Here is a 22,532-nt window from a genome sequence, read left to right as displayed (position 1 = left end):
CATTATGCTCTAATTCTCCAATTTAAAACTTCTTCAAGTTCAATAATAATAGTTCCATTTTCAACTATAGGATTCAAATTAACTGGTGGATAGGACCCACAAGATGGTGCTCCAGATATAAAGCTATGGTTTTCTATACTATAAGTTGTACGACAAGTATCACATACAAGGGTTTCTCCTGCTAAAGAAAATGTCCTTCCACGACAAGGTTCACACATACTACTACCAGCAAATAACCTTCCTGTAGGTGTAATATATGCCATTAAAGGTACTAATACATTTTCATTATTCTCCAGTTCAAAAGATACAATATTATTTGTATCAACAACTTCTAGAGGTATTTTTATTTGACCATTTTCAACTGTAGGGGCAATTGTTGTCATAGATATTAATTCTCCCACATAGGAACGGGAAGTTGCTACTGGACTTCCAAAATAATTATTATCTCCTTCATTATCATTGGAATTTAAAGCTATAAAGGCTACTCCAACAATTAAAACAATCCCTATAATTCCAAGGAGCACTGGCAATTTACTTTTTTGTTCTTGTGTAAATTGTTCTTTTTTACTAACAAATTTCTTTGGCATTTAAAACTTCCTCCCTTTTTCTACTACTTTATGTAGTACTTCATTTCAAAAACAAACTACTACGCATTGTAGTAGTGTTATTATTATATTCTTTCTTCTGCAAAATTACAAGTAAAATTTATATTTTTTTACACAAGTTTTATCTTCCTTACTTATACAATCCTAACAAATCAAACTCACCATTGTCACTACAAGGGTTATAATAATAATTTTTATTGCCATTAGCTTTTTAAAGGATAATTTTGGATTTACCATTTCTCCTGAAACCAAACTTAAAATACGGTACTCCATTTCATTTTTATTCCCAATAAAACTTACTACTGTTCTTACAACTTGATCTTCTTTGTCTACAAGGATGCGCCATACTTTTAATAAAGTTGCTGCATATGCACGAGGATTCCCCAGAAGTTCAGCGGTTTCTTTATCACATAAACGTTCTCTCTCAGTTAAATAATTTTTTAAAAGTAGTGTACTTAATGGATTAAAAAACATAATATCTCTTATCAAATGAAAAAACCATCCAATAAAACAATCCCCTCGACGTATATGGATAAGTTCATGGGTTATCATCATGTCTAACTCACTGTCACTTAATTCATTTACCATCACACTATTTATAATAATAACAGGATTTACCCATCCCATAACCATGGCTGCAAATCCATCTTTTCTACTAAGTAATACCCTTGGAACCTTCTGATTTAAATACATACAGCGTTCTGTAATAATTTTTTCTACTCTTATCTTTTCTGGGCAACACCCTCTATCCTCTAGCCTAAATCTATATAATAAAATTCCACCTATTACCCCTTTAATTAAAGCCAATAGTATTAAACCTAATATTATAGGGCCAATAAAAAATATAAAATTAATACCTACTTTACAAATCAAATCAAAAAAATAATTTGAATTTCTAATATAGCCCATTTCACATCGCTTTGTTAGTATGGTATAAAAAAGTGTTAAACTAATTAAAGGCAGGACCAATCCCAAGGTATAAAAACCCATTCTTTGTCTAGGATTTTTTATTTTAAAAGCCTTTAGACTTAAAAAAATTATTGGAAATACCAAAGTAATCCCAAATAAAACATGAGAAAAAAAAGCGTGAAAATTAGATGCCATTTGCCTCACCATCCTCACTAAGTGCCAATAGTTGTTCTAGTTTTTCTATTGTTTGACGATCCCCTTTTTTTACTCGGGATATAAAGTGAGCCATAGTAGCCTCAGCAAAATCTTCTAATAAACTATCCACGACATTGCCAACCATCTTACTGGTGAATTCTTCCTTTGATAGAAATGGTATAAAGTATAATGTTTTTCCATCTTTTCTTCTATCTAATATATTTTTATCTGCTAATCGTACCATAATGGTCATAACAGTTGTGTAGGCAATATCTTTTGATAAAGCTAATTTATCAAATATTTCTCGAACAGTTACTTCACTACCTTTTCGCCAAATAGCATCCATAACTTCACTTTCAAGAGTTCCAAGAACTTTATTTAAACCATGTTCACTAGGCTTATAATCCGAAAACCTTTTCATTGTATCAACTCCTTTAAGTCATTATACAACATTCATTTACTACACACAATAGTAAACAATTTACTCATGTTTCTTTGATTATATAGTCAAGGATTTTTATTCTTTAACCTTAATACAATTATGGCTACTCACATTTAGATGTAACTACTCATAAATTATACCAAAGTGAATTTTTAGTTTACACCCAAGGAGTGGGGAAGTTGTATATACATGAAGTCGAACCAATTAATATAAGTGGTATATGGCGGACCAATCGTTTACCCATTAAGTTTTATCAACGTGGTAATAAAGTCTTAGGAGCCTTTGAAATTAGGGAAACACTTATGGAAGGCACTTTACAAGGCAATGTATTAACAGGTACATGGATGCATCCTTATGAACCCGTTTATGGACCTTGTAACTATGGTTCCATTAGGTTTGTATTTACACGTGATACATTTGAAGGGTATGTAACATATTGTGACACTAATATTCTTTCAGATGTACTCTGGATAGGACGTAGAATAGAAGAATTTTCATCATATAGACTATGAATAATAAAAATAGAGATACATAAAGTATCCCTATTTTTATTTATGAATATATATTCAGTTCCTATGGGCACCAGAATTACTATCTTTATTTGTTTTCTTCTATTACATTTTCTTTTCTGTAAAAGAACAATCCTAATAAAATAACAACAATACAAATGATTAAGTATTGACCAATACTTGGATTTCTTATACCACCATATACGATAATTAAAGATCCAATAATGGCTAACATTGGAACTCCGAATCTTTTCCAAAGTTTTAAATGTTTAAATTTAGCCATATACCAAATATATAAGAAAATATACATTCCGTAAATTAATACAATTGGAATTTCATCTAATGCAATAAATTCACCAAACCAATTGTTAAAACTTCCATACCATATTGTTAAATGAATTGATGAGAATACTAATCCAAATAACACTGAGTATTTTGGCATATCCGTTTTTTCATCTACCTTTGCTAGCAATTTAGGCATCGGCCCTTGATTTCTAACAGCCAGTGAGAAAGGTGTGCGAATACAAGATATTACTAATCCATTTAAAGTTCCTAAACAAGAAATTACAACAAAGGCTGTTAAAATTGTTGCAGCTGTATTTCCAAATAAAGTATTGGCTGCAATACTAACAGCATTATTACCTTCTGCCATAATTTGCGTCGTCGGTAATACACCTGCTATACCTAAAAAGTACCCTACATAAACGATTAATACAACTATGGAACCAATCGTTAAGGCTCTAGGTAAATTTTTCTTTGAATCTTTTATTTCATTATTTATAGTAGTTGCTACTATCCAACCTTCATAAGCAAAAGCCGTTGCAACAACTGCTGAAGCAAGAGAACTAAAATTACTACCTATAGTTTTTGATGCAACTTCAAAATTCTCAATCATTACACCATTTACTAACCCATATATAATACCTACTACTCCAACTAATATTAGTGGAATTAGTTTTATAATTGTTGTTGCTACTTGAAACTTTCCAGCTAATAAAGCTGAATAATAATTTAATATGTATCCTGCTAATAAATAAATACCTGCTATAATCCAAGTTAAACCAGAGTTTACTGGATTATCACTGCCAAAAAGTGTAAGTGTGTACATTGCAGATACCCATGCTAAAATTGCAGACAGCGGTGTATAATATAAAACACCTTTGAACCAACCTACCAAATAAGCAAACCTTTTACCATATGCTTCTTCCGAATAATCAACTACACCATTAGCTTTTTGGATATGTTGAGCAAATTCAGCAAAAACCAAAGCTCCAAAAATCATGGCCATTGCCCCAATAACCCAAGCAATTAAAGCTAAAATCAAATTACCATCTGTTAATTTCAATACATCGTCGGCTTTAAAGAATACCCCTGAACCAATAACAACACCAACAACCATTGCTATTGAAGTCCACAAGCCATACTTTTTGTTTAATGTCTTCATAATACCTGTCCCCTTTTTAGTTTAATATTACTTTCTACTTAAATTATGCCGTTTATAGCCATTTAATGCCTAATTTAAGTCTTTTTGTAGCAATATTATACCACATTAAACCGACAAAGTATATTACTTCATTATCTTTTTGAATAAATTTATTAGCTCTTTTAATGTATCTTTCTTACTAACAACCTTCTTTGCTAATTTGTATTATTGTCATCACCAAAAACCCCATATAAAAATAGCTGTGTCAACTCTTTTCTTGTTTCAATATCACAATAATTTCTAATCTCAGGATTGCTAAACATATTGGCAAGGGCACTTGTGAACAACATAATGGTATTGATAGAGATCGCATTAGAGATATACCCTTCGGCTTTCCCTTGATCAATTAATCTCACCATCATTGGAATGGTTACCTTATGCGCATATTCTTCTACATGCTTTTTAAAAGCAGGATCTTCTAATACAAAATTCTGAAGGCCTTCAGCATTTAGCTTTTCTTGATATTTTATTGAGTCATCAAACATTCTTTTAACTTTTTCCTTAAAAGGTAAGTCTGAATCAACCATAATATTGAATTCTTCTCCTACATCTTCCATATATTTATAAAAAACCTCTTTTGCTAATTCATCTTTATTTCCAAAAAAGTTATAAATGGAAGCTGGAGAAACACCTGCACGCTCTGCTATTTCACGTACACCTATATCTTTAAAATTTCGAACCATTACCAAATCTTTAAGTGCATCTATAATTTGATTTTTTTTAATTTCTCTACGCTTTTCAAATCCATTCATAATTATGTCACCTCAAGTATATTTTATTATATAATTATATAACACGTCAAGGAATGGTTATATAATCTCTTGACAAAAAAATAACTATCTGATATTATATAACAGTAATAATTTTTGTTACATATTTTTTCAAATAAAAGGAGTGGAGATAATGATTGAAGTAAAATCTCTTACTAAGATTTATCCAAGCGGAAAAGGTATTTTTGATGTGTCCTTTGACGTAAAAAAGGGAGAAGTATTTGGGTTCTTAGGTCCTAACGGAGCAGGAAAAACCACAACCATTCGTAACTTAATGGGATTTACAAATCCAACTAGCGGTAGCGCTACCATTAATGGACTAGACTGTCGTACAGAAGCTGCAACAATCCAAGAGAAACTTGGGTATGTTCCAGGAGAAATAGCCTTTTTTGATAACATGACAGGCTTACAGTTTTTAAAATTCATTGCAGATATGCGCGGTGTTTACGATAGCAATCGCCAAAGCAAACTTATTGAATGGTTTGAACTTGAAAGCGATCGTAAAATTCGCAAGATGTCAAAAGGAATGAAGCAAAAAGTTGGTTTAATTGCAGCCTTTATGCATGACCCTGAAGTAATTATTTTAGATGAACCAACTAGCGGACTTGATCCATTGATGCAAAAAAGATTTGTGGAGTTAATTGTAGAAGAAAGAAATCGTGGAAAAACCATTCTGATGTCTTCTCATATGTTTGATGAAGTAGATAAAACTTGTGAAAGAGTTGCTATTATTAGAGATGGAAAAATTGTTGCCGTAGAAGATATAAAAACCCTTAAAGCCTCTCTAGAAAAAAGCTTTTTTATTACTTTTGCAAACAAGGCAGAGATTGATAAAATTAAGAATAGTGGCTTAGAGTTTAAAACAGCAGACGATAACAAAGTGGAAATTATTGTAACAGGCGACTATAGTCATTTGCTTACCACTTTATCCAATTGCCAAGTAACGGATATAGACACTTCTGTACAAACGCTTGAACATATCTTTATGCGTTACTATAGTAAGGAGGGAAAATAATATGTCCTATACATTATTTAAAGCAAATATTAAAAACAATCGTTTTATATGGATACTAATGGCAGCCATTTATACTTTTTACTATTCTATTATGCTAACAATGTTTGATCCTGAAAGCGCTGAAGGGCTTATGGCTATGATGGATGCAATGCCAAAAGAATTAATAGATGCATTAGGCTTTAATTTCGGAACAACTTTACTTACATTTATATCAGGTACTTTATATAGTATGTTATTGTTTATGTTTCCTATGATACTTACTATAGTGGTTAACCATAGACTTATTGCCAGTCAAGTAGATAAAGGTAGTATGGCCTATTTAATTTCTACATCAAATTCAAGAAAAAAAATTGCTACCACTCAAGCATTGTTTAGCATTATTTCAATAACAACATTATTTGTGTATATAACCATCATTGCATTAATTCTTTCATCAACTATGTTTCCTGGTCAATTAGAAATAGGTAAGTTCCTGCTACTTAACCTCTATGCCTTACTTCTCTACTATGCTATAAACAGTATTTGTTTCTTTGCCTCTTGTTTTGCTAACGAAACAAGACATAGCCTAGGACTAGGAGCTGGTATTCCTATAGGCTTTGTTATTCTTCAAATGCTTGGGGATTCTGGTGAGCAGTTGAACTGGATTGGTAACCTTTCATTATATGCCCTTTTTAACCCTGAAAGGTTGTTTGCTGGAGATGCCTTCGCATATGTGGGTATGTTTGTTTTTGCAATTATTGCCACTGTTTTATATGTTAGTGGTATTATAATATTTGATAAAAAAGATTTGCCTATTTAACAAAACAAAATTTAAACTTGGGAAACTTATGTTCCTTGGAAATAAGAGCATAAGCTTCCCTAAATTTAAAACAGCAGAGACTATACTCTGCTGTCTTTTATTCATTAACTATTTTATCAACCACTTCATATTCATTATACTTAATCTTTTGATCTAACTCTTTTCTTAAATTTTCAAAAGCTGTTCCAATCATCAATTTTATCCTATTTAATTGGTTAACTTCGCTGGCACCTGGGTCATAATCTATTGGCACAATGTTTGTATCTGGATAAATTCTTTTCAATTCCTTTATCATCCCTTTTCCTGTCACATGATTGGGTAGACAAGCAAATGGCTGCATACAGATTATATTTTTTATGCCATTATTAATAAGCTCCACCATTTCTCCAGTCAAAAGCCAACCTTCTCCTGTTTGATTTCCTAAGGATATAACCGTTGAAGCACCGTAAGCTATTTCTTTTATATATACTGGTGAATAAAAACGCTCACTATTGGTCAAGGCTTCTTTGTACGCTTTCATATAAAACTCTATGATTCTAATTGCCCCATGTCCTAATATTTGTGCAAGTTTATGCCCTGCTAAATGGGTATATCTATAATCTGAATTATAAGCACAATAGAGTAGAAAGTCTATTAAGCTAGGAACAACAGCTTCTCCTCCCTCTTCCTCAACAATATTAACAACATTATTATTAGCAGTAGGGTGAAACTTAACCAATATTTCACCTACCAATCCAACCTTAGGTTTTATCTCATTGGTTATATCTAATGCCTCAAAATCTTTAACAATATTATTTATGTTTTCTTCAAAAACCCTCTTATTGACTACTTTTAAGGAATGTATACATTGTTTAACCCACGTGTCATATAGTTCATTTGCAGAACCTTTTATTTTTTCATATGGCCGTACTCGATATAAAACACTCATTAATAAGTCACCGTATATAAGAGCCATCATAGCTCTGTTAAGAAGACCCAAGGAAAATTTAAACCCTGGATTTTTCTCAATGCCATTTGCATTTAACGAAATAACAGGTATATGTTCAAACCCTGCATCCTTTAATGCTTTTCTTAAAAATCCAATATAGTTGGTTGCTCTACAACCACCACCTGTTTGAGACATCATAACAGATGTATTATTTAAGTCATATTGACCTGATTGTAACGCTTCAATTAATTGTCCTATTACGATTATTGCTGGATAACATGCATCATTATTTACATATTTCAACCCTTCATCAACTGCTTTTGCACTAACTGATGGGATAACTAAATGATATCCTGAATGAGAAAAAGCCTCTGTTAAGAATTGAAAATGTATTGGGGACATTTCAGGCACTAAAATCGTATGTTTTTTTCTCATTTCTTTTGTAAAAGGTATTCTTGTATACCAATTATACACTTTCTGTAACTTGACCCCATTTTTTTCCCTCTCAAATAGAGTTGCTTTTAATGATCTTAGTCTTATTCTTGCTGCACCAAGATTCTTGCCCTCATCAATCTTTAATGCTGTATAAACTTTAGAGTTTTCATTAATAATTTCTTGAACTTGATCTGTTGTCACTGCATCAAGGCCACACCCAAAGGAATTTAGCTGTACCAATTCTAAGTGTTCTACATTGGCAACGTAACTAGCCGCACTGTAAAGTCTTGTATGATAGGCCCATTGGTCTACAACTCTTAGAGGCCTTTTTATTGTACCCAAATGAGATATACTGTCCTCTGTAAGCACAGCCATATCTAATGAATTAATCATTTCTGGTATACCATGGTTTATATAAGGATCAATATGATAGGGCCTTCCCGCCAATACAACACCTTTTATACCATTTTCTTCAATATATTTAAGGGCATCTTCTCCATATTTCTGTATATCCTTTTTAAATAAATACTGTTCTTTATATGCGCTGTTAACACTTTTTTTTATTTCATCCATAGGAATATCAAAGATACTTAACTCTTCATACAACCTTTTCATCAGCCTTTTTACATTATCAAAGGGTAAAAAAGGTTTCATAAAGTTAATATTTCTTTCTCTTAATATGTCCATATTATTTTTGATCACTTCAGGGTAAGAAATAACAATAGGGCAATTAAAGTGATTGCCTGCATCCTTGAATTCTTTCTCTGAATGGGTTAAACAGGGATAAAAGATAAAATCAATCCCCTTTTCTACAAGATTCGTAATATGTCCATGGACCATTTTTCCTGGAAAACAAACTGATTCTGATGGTATTGTTTCTATGCCTTTCTCGTAAATTTTTCCAGATGATTCATCAGATACCTCTACCCTATACCCTAGTTCTGTAAAAAATGTAAACCAGAAAGGATAATTCTCAAACATATTTAGAACTCTTGGTATGCCAACCCGACCTCTTATAGCATTTTCCATAGTTAGTGGTTTGTAATCAAAAAGTCTCTTGTATTTGTATTCATATATATTAGGTGACCCTTTTTTGTTACTAATTTTTCCTGCTCCCCTGTCACATCTATTACCTGATATAAACTTATCCCCATTATTGAATTTTTGGACTGTTAACAAACAATTATTTGAACATAATTTGCATCTTGATACCTGAGAACGAATATTAAAGTTACCTAATGCCTCACTTTGTAGAATCTTAGTTTCGTACCCTTCTACATATCTTTCTTTTGCTAATAAGGCTGCTCCAAAAGCACCCATTATTCCAGCTATATCCGGTCGAATAGCCTCTCTTTCTGATAACCGTTCAAAACATCTTAGAACAGCATTATTAAAAAATGTCCCTCCTTGAACAACAATCTTTTCACCTAACTCCATAGAATTTTTTATTTTTATTACTTTAAATAAGGCATTTTTGATAACTGAGTAAGATAAACCAGCGGATATATCCCCTACAGTAGCCCCTTCTTTTTGAGCCTGCTTTACTCTTGAGTTCATAAAAACAGTACATCTTGAACCTAAATCCACTGGTTTGCTAGAAAAGAGAGCTTCATTTGCAAATTGATCTATGTCCAAACCTAAGGAGTTAGCAAAGGTATCTAAAAAAGAACCACACCCAGACGAACAAGCCTCATTTAATAAGATGGTGTTAATAACCCCATCTTTAAGCTTCAAACATTTCATATCTTGACCACCAATATCTAGTATGAAATCCACACCAGGACAAAAGAAGTCAGCAGCCTTATAATGGGCTATTGTTTCTATTTCTCCAATATCAATATTTAATGCTGACTTTAATAATGCCTCTCCATAACCAGTAACCACTGAATTCACAATTTTTGCATTTTTAGGCATTGCTCCATACATCTCTTTTAAAACATTAATAGTTGAGTTTAAGGGATTGCCTTCATTACTACCGTAATAGCTAAATAGAAGTGATCCTTCCATATCAATAAGTGCTATTTTTGTTGTAGTAGATCCTGCATCTATTCCTAAAAAACATTCTCCTTTAAAACTAGATAATGTTTTTTTACTAATTTCATTTTTCTGATGTCTATATAAGAATTCATTGTATTCATCTTGACTTGAAAAAAGTGGCTGTAAACAATGGTCTTTACTAATGCCTTCTATTGTACTTTTTTCAATTTTTTTAATAATCTCTTTTAACTGAATCTGCTCCTCTTCTTGAGATATCAATGCTGCACCTATGGCTACATACAACTGGGAATTTTTTGGAAAAATAATATTATTCTCTTCTAAGTCTAATACCTCTATAAATCTTTTTCTTAATTCTGAAAGAAAATGTAAAGGTCCTCCTATAAAAGCCACCTTTCCTCGAATAGGTCTGCCGCAAGCTAATCCACTTATGGTTTGTATTACCACCGCTTGTAATACTGAGACAGATATATCCTCTTTTGCAACACCTTCATTTAATAGAGGTTGTACATCTGTTTTAGCAAATACACCACATCTAGCAGCAATGGGATAAACTTCTTTATAATTTTTAGCAAGTTCATTCAAGCCCAAAGGGTCTACTTTTAATAAAGTAGACATTTGATCGATGAAAGACCCTGTTCCACCAGCGCAAGTACCATTCATTCTTTGCTCAACACCATTACTTAAGTAAGTAATTTTTGCATCTTCTCCTCCTAATTCAATGGCCACATCGGTTTCAGGAAAATATTCATTAATGGCTCTAGTGGATGCAATAACTTCTTGGCAAAAAGGAAGTCCTATGTTCTTAGCTATACCCATACCGCCTGATCCTGTAATGGTTATAGTCACATTTACATTCGTTAAGACCTTATAAGCATCAAATACTACCATTTGAAGCTTATTTTTAATATCTGCATAATGTCTTTCATACTTACTGTATATTAGATTTTTGTACTTATCAAATATTACAACTTTTAATGTTGTGGAACCAATATCAACACCAATATGATATAGCTTATCCATACCTATGCAGCATTATGCTGCATTCACCTCCAATATTGTTTTATCTGTATGCATATCTCCAAAGAATTCATCACTGATTTTCACTACTATGTATATGAGAATTACTTGAAAATTAATACAGATAACAATATCAAGTTTGGATATAAACTGACACTGATATATTATTACGATTTGCTTAATAAAATTGTATTAAAAAAGGGTAGATACTAACTATCTACCCCATTCTTAATAATTCCCTGCTTAGATAAGATTTAGCCTTTACGTAAGCTTTTCTTTTCTTTTTTCTTTCTCTTTTCTTTCCTTTTCTTTAAGCCTATAGTCAATATATTGTACATAGAAATGCTTAAATAAAGCTGTGATAGGAACTGCAACAATCATACCCAGCACACCAAATAATGAACCAAATATAAAAATTGCTAAGAGTACCATAAGTGGATTTAAATTTACATTCTCGCCAACTACTTTCGGTACAATGATATTCCCATCAATTTGCTGTAGAATTAAAAGAGTTACTAAAGCATATACTGCTTTCATTGGATTATCGCCAACTAAAGCAACCAATACGGCCATTATTGTCGCAACAATAGAACCAACTAAAGGAATCAAATTAGCAAACCCGGATATAATACCAATAACAATTGCAAAGTCAACGCCAATAATTAATAATGTTATACTTATAAGGACAGACATAATAAGTACATCTAGTAATTGTCCACGAACATAGCCTGACAATATCCAGTCTGCTTCCTTCCATATGTTTCTAACAGCTTTTGAGGTACGAGTTGGTAATATGGCATTAATAGATCGATTCCAGCCATTTAATAAATATTTTTTATCCATTAATAAGTAGAAACTAATGACTATCCCTATAACGATACTTATTACATAGCCACCTAATTTTGTTATAAAGCCAATAACTTGAGTTCCTATTGCCTGAACAGCTGAAGTAACCGTTCTAATAATTGTGTCCACCAATTCTTCTCCTTGATTAACCAATCCAAAATCACTTAATTTTTCTTGTACTTGAATAGCCACATTATTAAAACCTTTTACAAACTCTTCTACAATCACTACTGTATTACCCACATTTCTAAATCCATCAGTATTCTTTAAATTCCAAGATATAGCATAACCAGCTATAATAAAAATAACAATTATGGTAATATATGTTAAAGAAGTAGCTGCTAATCTTGTTTTTTTAACTTTTACTCTTCTCTTTTTCTTATTATTAAGATGGAAATGCAATTTATCACAAATATTTCTATCATAGAAATTTACGATAGGATCAAATAAATAAGCCAATACTAAACCAATAATTAATGGCGCCAATAAATTTATGGTCGTCGATACTATATTTTTTAGTGAATCAAATATTGTTGATATATTATTAATTGCAAAAATTATTCCATATAATATTACTGCTGTTATAATGATATGAATTGATATTTTTATATAATGTTTGTCAAATTTATACTTCATATTATTTTCTCCTTAATTTTACAATTTTACCATAATCATTATATCATAAAGTATTCCCATTTTAAATAATAAAGTGACACCCGTACCCGCGCTTTTTAATCAACTTTTTACTTTATAGGAAATAGAACTTCCTATAAAGTAAAAAAGCTTATAATTACTCCTTGAGGTAATTATAAGCTTTAATTTTTGCTTTATTTTAAATATCTGCAGTTAATACACTGTCAAATTCATCTTCAATTTCTTTAGAAGGTTTAGTAGTTAATAAACTTACCACTACAATAAGAATAAGTGATATTGCAAATGCAGGTACAATTTCATATAAATTTATATATGATTTAATAATATTTCTCCAAACAAGGACAGTGATACCACCTGATAAAATACCAGCTAAAGCCCCTTGCCAGTTCATACGTTTCCAATATAAAGATAATAAAATACAAGGTCCGAATGCTGCACCAAATCCAGCCCAGGCATAAGCTACTAAATCAAATACTGAACTATCTGGATTAAAAGCTATAATAAATGCTACAAATGTTACACCAACTACTGTTGCCCTACTAATCCATACTAACTGTTTCTCAGTTAATTTGTCTTTAAATATGGTTTTACAAATATCTTCTGAAACTGCAGATGCTGTTACCAGCAATTGAGAATCTGCTGTACTCATAATCGCTGATAGAATAGCTGTTAAAATAACGCCTGCTAAAATCATTGCAATAGGTCCTGTTAGTAAATTTTGAACCATAATAATAAATACATTTTCAGCATCTATTGCCCCTAATTGTTCAGCAGTCATTACAGAAGATAAGTAGGCTTTACCAATAACGCCAACCAATACCGCTGCCGCTAAAGTTATTATTACCCAAACGATTGCTATTCTTCTTGCTGGCTTAACATCTTTTGAATGTCTAATACCCATAAACCTTGTTAAAATATGAGGTTGACCAAAATAACCAAGACCCCAAGCAGCAAAAGAAACAATAGTCAATATACCTATACTGCCAAATCCAGTCCATTCATTTAATCCTAATCCACCAGGTACCTGAGCAAATGTTGATACTAAATCAAATGTTTCTTTAGTACCCCCTAAAGAAGAGATAGCCATTATTGGAACAATAATAATTGCAAAAAACATTAACGTCCCTTGTATTAAATCAGTCCAACATACCGCTAGGAAGCCTCCTAAGAATGTATAAGAAACAATAACTAATGCACCAATTATAAGTGCAAGAGAATAATTTAAATCAAATACAGTATTAAATAATTTAGCACCTGCTGACAATTGAGCTGCTGTGTAAATTAAAAAGAATATGATTATGAATATTGCAGAACTTATACGAATAATTTTCGTTTTATCTCTAAATCTATTCTCTATATATGTAGGAATTGTAATAGAATCGTTAGATATTTCGGAATACTTTCTTAGCCTTTTAGCTACGAATAACCAATTTAGATATGTACCAACTGCTAACCCTATTGCTGTCCATACTGCTTCTGGCAAACCATTATTTCTAGTAAGTAGAAATGCCGTTCCTGGCAGACCCATTAAGAGCCATCCACTCATATCAGATGCTTGTGCACTTAAAGAAGTAACCCAAAAATTAAGCTTCCTCCCTGCTAAAAAGAAGTCACTCTGACTTTTGCTTTTTTTGTACGAATATATACCAATTCCTAATAATAGTAATAAGTATAAGACGAACATAAAACCATGTATCGCTGTTGCATTCATTTTTGTTCCCCCTTGGATATTAAAAGTTTATATAAATATTACCATATAACTAAATATGCATCAAGAATAAATAAATATAACCACCTATTTTTTGAAGTTTGTAAATTACTTTTTTGCAATTTACGAACATTGTAAAAAGGACTTGATGTTAATCAGAAACTTTATTAAAATAATATATATGGTAATTATAATAAATTTACTTTTTGTAATTTACTCGTCGTATAAATTACTTTAAGTATATACATACTTATAACCTAAGTACTTTATTTTTACATACAAATAGTCATACATAAGGGTAGGTGAGTTCAATGATTAGAACATTATTTATTTTAAATCCTAATGCTGGAAAAATGCAAGCCAAACATAATCTCTTTAAATTAATAGATTTATTTACAAAAAACAAATATGAAGTGACCGTTTTTCCTACTCAAGATAGATTAGATGCCACTAATATTGTTAAAGAAAAAGCTAATGAGTATGACTTAATTGTTTGTTCCGGTGGTGACGGAACTCTTAATGAAGTTATTTCTGGATTGATGCACCACACAAACCGACCAAAATTAGGCTATATTCCAACAGGTACAACCAATGACTTAGCAACAAGTCTTAATTTGCCTAAGACTTGTATTAAGGCTGCCAAAAAGATTATCGCAGGAAGTTCATATTATTACGATATTGGTTCTTTAAATGATAGTTATTTTACTTATATTGCAGCATTTGGTGCTTTTACGAAAGTTTCTTATACAACGTCACAAAAATTTAAGAATGCATTAGGACGTATTTCATACTTTTTAGAAGGGATCAAACATCTTACTGAAATAAAAACCTATCCTATAAAAATTGAATATGACCATGGCGTCATTGAAGATGATTTTGTATTTGGGGCCGTTACCAATTCAACATCTATAGCGGGATTATTTCACTTAAACTCACATGATGTAATACTTAATGATGGATTATTTGAAGTATTACTAATTAAATCCCCTAAAAATGCTATTGAATTAAAAAATATTATTATGGGATTGTTAAAACAACAATACAATGATAAATATGTTACTTTTTTTCAAGCATCCCATTTAAAAATAACTTCTGATTCTAATATTCCTTGGATTATAGATGGGGAAAATGGTGGTACTCAAAGGGATGTTACCATCTCAAACAATCATAAAGGTATTGAATTCATCTTGTAATAAAAAAACAAGGTCACTATAATTATCTATAGCAACCTTGTTTTTTTAATTACTAATATTATTGGTTAAGTTCTCACTTGCTTTTTTTATCTCTTCCATTGCTTTTGAAATATTGATTATACTATTACTTTGATTTTCAATAGTTGCCAACATTTCTTCTGTAGAAGCAGAATGCTCTTCAGAAATACTTGCAATTTCTTCTGATTCTTGTCGTATTTTTGAAAATATACTAGTTGTTAATTTTATCATTTCTAACTCTTTAACGATATAATCATCAATCTCTTTAAAAGATTTTTCAATGTTATGAAAGCTATCATTAACTTCTTGAGATATGTTTTTACCTTCTTTAGCTGCTACATTACCGTTGTTAACTTTATCTAGCACATTTTGGGTTTTACGATTGACTTCATTAAGTATTTCACTTATTTGATCAACCGTATTAGCGCTTTGCTCTGCTAATTTTCGCACTTCATCAGCTACTACTGCAAACCCTTTACCTGACTCTCCAGCACGGGCTGCCTCAATTGCAGCATTTAAGGCTAATAAATTGGTTTGTTCTGCTATTTGAGTGATACTAGAAAGGAAATTATTGACCTCATCAATATTATCCCTTAACTCAATAACCGTATTTAATGAACTTGTAACGGTATCACCTATAATACTAATCTGACTATCCATTTGATTAATTTTTTTAGATCCATCTAATACAAGTTTACTAGCATTATTAGAAACTTCACTTAATTTATTAGAAATCTCTTGGGTTTCAAGAACTTTTTTATCTGCATCACTCATCATTTCACTAATTTGGCTAATGCTTTCTGCTTGCCCAACAACTCCTGTAGCTACTTCTTGCACCGTTGTTGTCATTGTGTTGCTAACTTCTGTAACTCTTTCTAAGTTAGAATCTATATTGTATATATCTTCATTAAGCTTAATAGCACTATCTTCTACGATGGACATAGTCTTATTAAGTTTTGTTATTAATTCTTTAGATTTCTTAGACTCTTCTATTCCATATTTAATAAGCTCAGAACCCCACTTTGTTACGAAAAATAATATAAGGATCATTATATTAACAATAAAAAGCATAATACCACTTTCAATTTCAAATGTATTAACTACCATAACTTCTTTTGCAATGTACCCAATATTAACCAACAAAGTATTTATTGCAAATAATTTTTTATTAAAATATAGACCAGTTACACATATTGGCATTAACAAAAAAAATGGCTCTCCGCTAGGTATAACAAGAATGGTTGATATAAACATAAACATAGTAATTATGTAAGCCGTTTGTATTTCATACTTTTTCTTTTTAATTCCAAAACCTATAAATCCAATTACTGCAATATAAACGCCACCTACAATTGTTAAATCAATTCTTTCCCCTGATATTCCAAAGTATAACAAAATAATAGTTAACACCCCTAAGATACCCACTATTGTTTTATTAACTTTTCTAGAATATTCTTTCATAAAGTTTTCATTCATAAATTCAACTCCTTTGATGTTTTTTTTTGATAGCTGTGGTGAATTTAATTAAACTTTTCTCTTTGCTGATTATATTTATTATAATGCCCCTACCAGGCATAAGTCAAATATTGTATTTATTTAGTTTATATTGTTATTTGTGTGCTGGTTTTTTCCTATTTATAATCTCCAAGAACAATTCCTTATCTAATACTTCTATTTGACTATAGTAATTTTTTTTATCCCCTTTAAAGTCTAAATTTTTTCCAAAATAGAGCTTCTCTAATACTTGTCTAGTTTGATTACCAACACAGTTTTTTTGATGAAGTTCGCATTCTAGACAGGTTTCAATGGTTTCAATTAAACTTTCTTTTAATATTTCTTTATTACATAAATTAATGTCACATAATGGGATCTCCCATTCTTTTTCCACAACAAATTTATTATTATTTTGTGCTTCTTGAAGACTATTGTTAAGAAAACTTATTGTACATTTATATTCGCTACAATCAAGACAGTCTTTGCTCTTTTCATAAACTTTATTTAAAGAATCCTGAATTTTTTTTGTGTTCAGGTACAATAGTTCTGCTGTGTTTTTATAAGCAGTTAACACGGCTGATTTCTTCATTATATTTCTCAAACGCCAAATTACTATCGCAACTAAAAAAACAAGAAATACACTTACATTTACATTTGTTAATTTTTCCTTAGGTACATTACCCGTAAGACCTATTATTCCAAAGAGAATAAACACTGTAGCAGAAGCAATTTTCAGTGGGATTTCTGGTATTCTTTTTCCTAGTAATCTTCCAGCGACTATACCTATTAAACTTGTTATGATCATTCCAGTCACTGTTCCCATTAGAATAAATAAAGGAAAACTCCCTTGGGATGCAAGGGTTATCACTGTTAGCTGAGTTTTATCTCCAAACTCACCAATAAAGAAAGCCATCCCAACAGTTAATATAGGTCCAAAATTAAACTTTTTATTTTCAACTTCCTCTTCATCCATATCAAAATTTAAGGACCAAATTCCAAAAAACACAAATGCTAAGGCAGCTATTATTTTTACAATGTCAATTGGAATAACATTGGTTAAATATGCCCCTAAAAGTGCTGCTAATCCATGGTTTAACAAAGACCCGAGTAACACCCCCATAACGACCTTTCCTAATGAATACTTCGTTGCAAATGTCATTGCTAATAATTGAGTTTTATCACCCATCTCCGCCATGATAATAAAGAAAAAAGCTTGTATTATTTCTAAAAACATAGTATCTCTCCTTATAATGGTGATTTTTTTATATACTGGGAATTTAGCATTTTCTGCATAAAAAGAACGAGGCTTTTAGTTTACCCAGTGTACACACACTAAATAAACGTAAAAGTCTCGCTCCTTTATTTATAATAAAGTGAATAGAACCAGACCCTAAGGTCAGTATGTTGACTCTATCCGTATTAAATACAGCTACTCCCTTTTTCCAACTATGAAATCGTAACATAGAAAAAAAAATATTTCAACCCAAAAATTACAATTTCTTATAAATCTCTTCTTATTACCGCAATAGCTTTAGGCACTATATTGAATTTAACTTGATCACCTATATTAATAATTTTGTCTGAATGGATATGAATTAATACCTCTTGCTTTTCATCTTTAGATATTAATAATTCAACAACCAATTCTATAGATTCTCCAGTATAACTCATTTGCTTAACAATACCTTTAATATTACCATCATCATCAACTTTTAAGCTTTCTGGTCTAATAGATACATATACTTCTTCATCCGGATTAAGGTTGTTTATATTGTTAAACACAATATTTCCTATCTCAGTTAAAACGGAGTGACCATCCTTACTTATTACCCCTTTTACGATTGTAGATGAACCAATAAAAGTTGCAACAAATCGATTAATAGGGTTTTTGTATATTTCTTGAGGTGTACCTGTTTGCTGAACTTTTCCGTCACGCATAACAATTATTTTATCCGAAATAGACAATGCATCTTTTTGATCGTGAGAAACAAAAACTGCAGTTGCACCAGCTTCCTTTATAATTCTCTTAACTTCCATTCTCATTTGAATTCTCAAATCCGCATCTAAATTGCTAAAAGGTTCATCTAATAATACAACAACAGGTCTTCTAGCCAGAGCTCTTGCTAATGCAACCCTCTGTTGTTGCCCACCAGATAATTCATTAGGATAACGTTTTTCAAATCCTTCTAAGTTTACTAACTTCATTACTTCTTTAATTCTTTCATCACGATCTTTGCCTTTATACCCGAAACCTATATTATTAAAAACTGTTAAATGTGGAAACAAAGCATAATCTTGAAAAACCATTCCAATGCCTCGTCTCTCAGGCGGAATCCAAGAAACTTCATCACTAACTACCTCTCCTGCAATAGCTACACTTCCTGATTCAGCTCTTTCAAATCCTGCTATAATACGAAGAGTTGTTGACTTTCCTGATCCACTTGGCCCAAGTAATGTTACAATAGACCCTTTTTCTACTTCTATATTTATATCATTTAGAGCAGGCTCATCTGATCCTAAAAATGTCTTTGAAATTGACTTTAATTCTATATCAAACATTATTTTCGATCCTTTCTAGTATTTACTTAACATGTACCTCAATGGAATAATTGATACAATAATTAACAATAAAGCTGCTGGAGCGGCTAAGTGATAAATTGCCTCTGAAGCTTCAAAATAAATACGTACTGCTAATGTATCAAAACCTGGAGGCCTTAGCATAAGGGTTGCTGGTAACTCTTTAAGAGAGCTAACAAAAACCAACGCCCCTCCTGCCAATACGCCTGGTAACATATTAGGTAAAATTACCTTAAACATGACTAACCAAGGTGGACAGCCAAGACTTCTAGCAGCTTCATCAATTTTTGGAGAAACCAAACTTAAAGAAGCTTCCCCTGATTGCATCGCTTGGGGTAAAAACCGAACAACAAAAGCTAATGCCACAACATAAAACGTACCATATAGGGCTGGTATGTAATTATTAAAAATAAATATAAAACCTAATGCAACAATAACCCCTGGCAATGCATATCCTGCGAAACTTAATCTTTCAATGATGCTTGTAAATATTGAAGGATAACGCATTTTTAAATAAATTACTGGCATTGATAAAAACATACATAAAAGTGCTGCCAAACTAGATACTTTTAAACTATTTAAAGCAAATCCAATAAATCTATTATCTAACGCCCCCATTCGAATACCAATAATTGACCAATAAACCAATACAATAATAGGTAAAACCACTGAAACTATAAATATTATGCTTACATAAAGAATAGTTACAGTCTTCCATTTACCTAATTTTAATACTGAAGGCTTTCTATATGTATTAGACGTTTGATAATACTTATTATTCTTTCTAGTTTTAGATTCTATCCATAAAATTATAATGGTTATTACTATCAAAACCAAACTAAGGACCGATGCTGATGCCGTGTCAAAGCCCACTCTTTGAAAATAAATTGCAGCAGTAAAAGTAACATATCTTAACATTGCAATTGCACCGAAGTCAGATAAAACATAAAGGGCTACAAGAATAGCACTAGCTCCTATTGCTGGCCTTAAAGCAGGTAAAATAACCTTCCAAAACACTTGAAAGTTATTCATGCCTAGGGAACGTGCCGCTTCCTCAAAATTACGATTCATTTTACGAAGGGAAGCACTTGTAATTAAGTATACATATGGATACGTAAACATGGTCAATACAAAAGCTACACCCCAAAAAGAAAAAATATTTATAGGGTAATCACCAAAATTATCTACTAACCAAGGCACACTTCTCCAAAAATTACGTGCCCATCCACTACGACCAAAAATAATAATATAAGTCACAGCTCCTACATAAGGCGGTATAATCAAAGGCAAAGCCAATAACCATCTCCACATTTTTTTAAATGGTATATCTGTTCTTATTGTAACAAACGCTAAAGACACTCCTATGATTAATGTAAAAACCATAACAACAGCTGTTAAAGAAACTGTATTCCATAACAGTTGAGGAATTCTTTGATCTAATAGCCTTGTCCAACGACTTTTTCCAGCAAAAAGAGATCTCCAAGCAACATAAAAAATCGGAATTGACATAATAAGTGCTACCGTTGCTCCTAATAAAAGCAAAATTAGCCCTGGGGGATTACAATTCCAAATATTTAACCATTTTCTCCTTATAAAACGGAGAATGGTTGGAGAAAATTTTTCCCCAACCTTAGCATCATTTTTTTTATTTAATTTTTTTATATTATAATCATTACTAAAATCACTCATTCTGCTCTCTCCAATAAACTTCTAATTGATATTGATTATTATTATATCCGAAAAGTTATCTTAAGTCAAGGTCAAGACCTGAAGCTTCAATTAAAGCTCTTGTATCTTCAAAATAATTTCCTAATTCTTTTATTGGCATATCTTGTGATTTTAAATCTTTAAATTCTACGATATTTGCTGCAACAACTTCTGGATATTCCGCACCATACTCAGAGTTAATTAATAACTCTAATGATTCTCCAACAAATAAAACTTGGTTTTCTGGTAACAATAACCACTCTAAGAAGATTAAAGCATTTTCATTATTTGGTGCGCCATTAACTAGCCCTAATCCAGCAGCATTAGCAATTGCTCCCATTTCATCGTCCCCTTGATCTAAGTAGATGAAGCCTACATTATTATTTTCTGGCTCAACAAGTTGTTGGTGGAAGTAATAGTTGTTTACTAACCCAAAAGCATGTTCCCCTGCGCCTACTGCACGACGAATATCTCCATGTCCTTGGTAAATTCCCGCTGCATGTGTTCTAATAGAGTCAATCCACTGAGCAGTTTTTTCGTCGCCCCACTCATAACGTAGTGAAGAAATGTGACCAATCATACCACCATTACCACCACGAGTAATCGCATAACCATTTTCTACATCTGCCCATTTTGCATCAAATAAATCTTCATTTGATTTAGGCATATCTTCATAAGAAATCATATCTTTATTATAAATAAAACCACGTGATCTTACAGAAATAGCAAAAAAGGCATTATCTTCCGCTCTGAAGTCAGCTGGTATACTTTCAATCCCTTGTGGATTAGACCCTTGTAATAATCCTTGACTATGTAAGTATCCTAAAGCACCTAAGTCATTAGAAATAAATATATCTGCTCTTACATTTCTTTGCTCTTCTACTAATTGAAGTGGATTGGCACCGTGTAATGCAGAAACTTTTATACCTGTATCTTCAGTAAATTTATCAAGTAATGCTTGAACGAATCTCTCATTACGATTTGAATATACAACTAATTCACCTGGATCTACATTATTGTTATCAGTTACATTTTCACTTGGAACTTCTGGATTAATTTCTGTTTGTTCGTTATCAGTGTTTGTATTACATCCTGCTAATACAAAACTCATTGTTAAAACCAATGCTATTAATAAACTAAATTTTTTCACTTTGTTTCCTCCTAAAATCAATTCAATGTTTAATTGCGACTGGTTCTCATTTTCAGTCGCTATCTAATTTCAAATTATAT

17 protein-coding genes are annotated in these 22,532 nt (G+C 31.6%); 4 read left to right on the top strand and 13 right to left on the bottom strand.

Annotated features, from left to right (window positions below; translation table 11 throughout):
• Positions 1–2: 2 nt before the first annotated feature.
• The 3 genes from EDC18_RS03435 to EDC18_RS03425 all read right to left on the bottom strand — a co-directional run bounded on the left by EDC18_RS03435 (position 3) and on the right by EDC18_RS03425 (position 2,130).
• Complete coding sequence (locus EDC18_RS03435) at positions 3–587, bottom strand: Fe-S-containing protein (protein WP_132250320.1); 585 nt, start codon at positions 585–587, stop codon at positions 3–5.
• A gap of 162 nt (positions 588–749) precedes the next feature.
• Positions 750–1,709, bottom strand: coding sequence for a M56 family metallopeptidase (locus EDC18_RS03430; RefSeq protein WP_165878462.1), 960 nt, complete (start codon positions 1,707–1,709; stop codon positions 750–752).
• On the bottom strand, positions 1,699–2,130 hold the full coding sequence (locus EDC18_RS03425) for a BlaI/MecI/CopY family transcriptional regulator (protein WP_132250316.1): 432 nt from the start codon (positions 2,128–2,130) through the stop codon (positions 1,699–1,701). The genes EDC18_RS03430 and EDC18_RS03425 overlap by 11 nt, the downstream gene beginning before the upstream one ends.
• Positions 2,131–2,330: 200 nt before the next feature.
• Here EDC18_RS03425 and EDC18_RS03420 point away from each other — a divergent pair, with 200 nt between their 5' ends.
• Positions 2,331–2,663, top strand: a complete 333-nt coding sequence (locus tag EDC18_RS03420; RefSeq protein WP_132250314.1) for a hypothetical protein — start codon at positions 2,331–2,333, stop codon at positions 2,661–2,663.
• 85 nt (positions 2,664–2,748) lie between these two features.
• Here EDC18_RS03420 and EDC18_RS03415 read toward each other — a convergent pair whose 3' ends face one another.
• Positions 2,749–4,104, bottom strand: a complete 1,356-nt coding sequence (locus EDC18_RS03415; protein WP_132250312.1) for an APC family permease — start codon at positions 4,102–4,104, stop codon at positions 2,749–2,751.
• A 194-nt stretch (positions 4,105–4,298) separates the two neighbouring features.
• Entirely contained in the window at positions 4,299–4,895 is a 597-nt protein-coding gene (locus EDC18_RS03410) for a TetR/AcrR family transcriptional regulator (protein WP_132250310.1), read from the bottom strand.
• Positions 4,896–5,046: 151 nt separating this feature from the next.
• Here EDC18_RS03410 and EDC18_RS03405 point away from each other — a divergent pair, with 151 nt between their 5' ends.
• Positions 5,047–5,928: an ABC transporter ATP-binding protein gene (locus EDC18_RS03405; protein WP_132250308.1), complete on the top strand. Its 882-nt coding sequence runs from the start codon at positions 5,047–5,049 to the stop codon at positions 5,926–5,928.
• Position 5,929: 1 nt separating this feature from the next.
• Positions 5,930–6,727: an ABC transporter permease subunit gene (locus EDC18_RS03400; protein WP_132250306.1), complete on the top strand. Its 798-nt coding sequence runs from the start codon at positions 5,930–5,932 to the stop codon at positions 6,725–6,727.
• Between the two features lie 97 nt (positions 6,728–6,824).
• Here the strand turns inward: EDC18_RS03400 and EDC18_RS03395 are convergent, their stop codons facing one another.
• The 3 genes from EDC18_RS03395 to putP all read right to left on the bottom strand — a co-directional run bounded on the left by EDC18_RS03395 (position 6,825) and on the right by putP (position 14,316).
• The gene (locus tag EDC18_RS03395; RefSeq protein WP_132250304.1) at positions 6,825–11,108 is read right to left on the bottom strand and encodes a 2-hydroxyacyl-CoA dehydratase; all 4,284 of its coding nucleotides are present in this window, start codon (positions 11,106–11,108) and stop codon (positions 6,825–6,827) included.
• A 258-nt stretch (positions 11,109–11,366) separates the two neighbouring features.
• The gene (locus EDC18_RS03390) at positions 11,367–12,587 is read right to left on the bottom strand and encodes an AI-2E family transporter (protein WP_132250302.1); all 1,221 of its coding nucleotides are present in this window, start codon (positions 12,585–12,587) and stop codon (positions 11,367–11,369) included.
• A 196-nt stretch (positions 12,588–12,783) separates the two neighbouring features.
• Positions 12,784–14,316: a sodium/proline symporter PutP gene (putP, locus tag EDC18_RS03385; protein WP_132250300.1), complete on the bottom strand. Its 1,533-nt coding sequence runs from the start codon at positions 14,314–14,316 to the stop codon at positions 12,784–12,786.
• A 308-nt stretch (positions 14,317–14,624) separates the two neighbouring features.
• Between putP and EDC18_RS03380 the strand changes: the two genes are divergently transcribed.
• Positions 14,625–15,506, top strand: coding sequence for a diacylglycerol/lipid kinase family protein (locus EDC18_RS03380; RefSeq protein ID WP_132250298.1), 882 nt, complete (start codon positions 14,625–14,627; stop codon positions 15,504–15,506).
• A 45-nt stretch (positions 15,507–15,551) separates the two neighbouring features.
• On the opposite strand, the gene EDC18_RS14845 is transcribed toward EDC18_RS03380, so the two are convergent.
• The 5 genes from EDC18_RS14845 to EDC18_RS03355 form a co-directional block, all read right to left on the bottom strand.
• Complete coding sequence (locus tag EDC18_RS14845) at positions 15,552–17,000, bottom strand: methyl-accepting chemotaxis protein (protein WP_132250296.1); 1,449 nt, start codon at positions 16,998–17,000, stop codon at positions 15,552–15,554.
• A 133-nt stretch (positions 17,001–17,133) separates the two neighbouring features.
• Positions 17,134–18,252, bottom strand: coding sequence for a TMEM165/GDT1 family protein (locus tag EDC18_RS03370; RefSeq protein WP_132250294.1), 1,119 nt, complete (start codon positions 18,250–18,252; stop codon positions 17,134–17,136).
• A gap of 266 nt (positions 18,253–18,518) precedes the next feature.
• Complete coding sequence (locus EDC18_RS03365; protein ID WP_132250292.1) at positions 18,519–19,577, bottom strand: ABC transporter ATP-binding protein; 1,059 nt, start codon at positions 19,575–19,577, stop codon at positions 18,519–18,521.
• A gap of 15 nt (positions 19,578–19,592) precedes the next feature.
• Positions 19,593–21,284: an ABC transporter permease gene (locus EDC18_RS03360; RefSeq protein WP_132250290.1), complete on the bottom strand. Its 1,692-nt coding sequence runs from the start codon at positions 21,282–21,284 to the stop codon at positions 19,593–19,595.
• 55 nt (positions 21,285–21,339) lie between these two features.
• On the bottom strand, positions 21,340–22,452 hold the full coding sequence (locus EDC18_RS03355; protein WP_243115050.1) for an extracellular solute-binding protein: 1,113 nt from the start codon (positions 22,450–22,452) through the stop codon (positions 21,340–21,342).
• Between the last annotated feature and the right edge of the window lie 80 nt (positions 22,453–22,532).

The organism is Natranaerovirga pectinivora, from assembly GCF_004342165.1.
GTDB lineage: Bacteria > Bacillota > Clostridia > Lachnospirales > DSM-24629 > Natranaerovirga > Natranaerovirga pectinivora.
The sequence above is the reverse complement of the archived record's forward strand: the minus strand, read 5'-3'. Positions and strand labels throughout refer to the sequence as shown.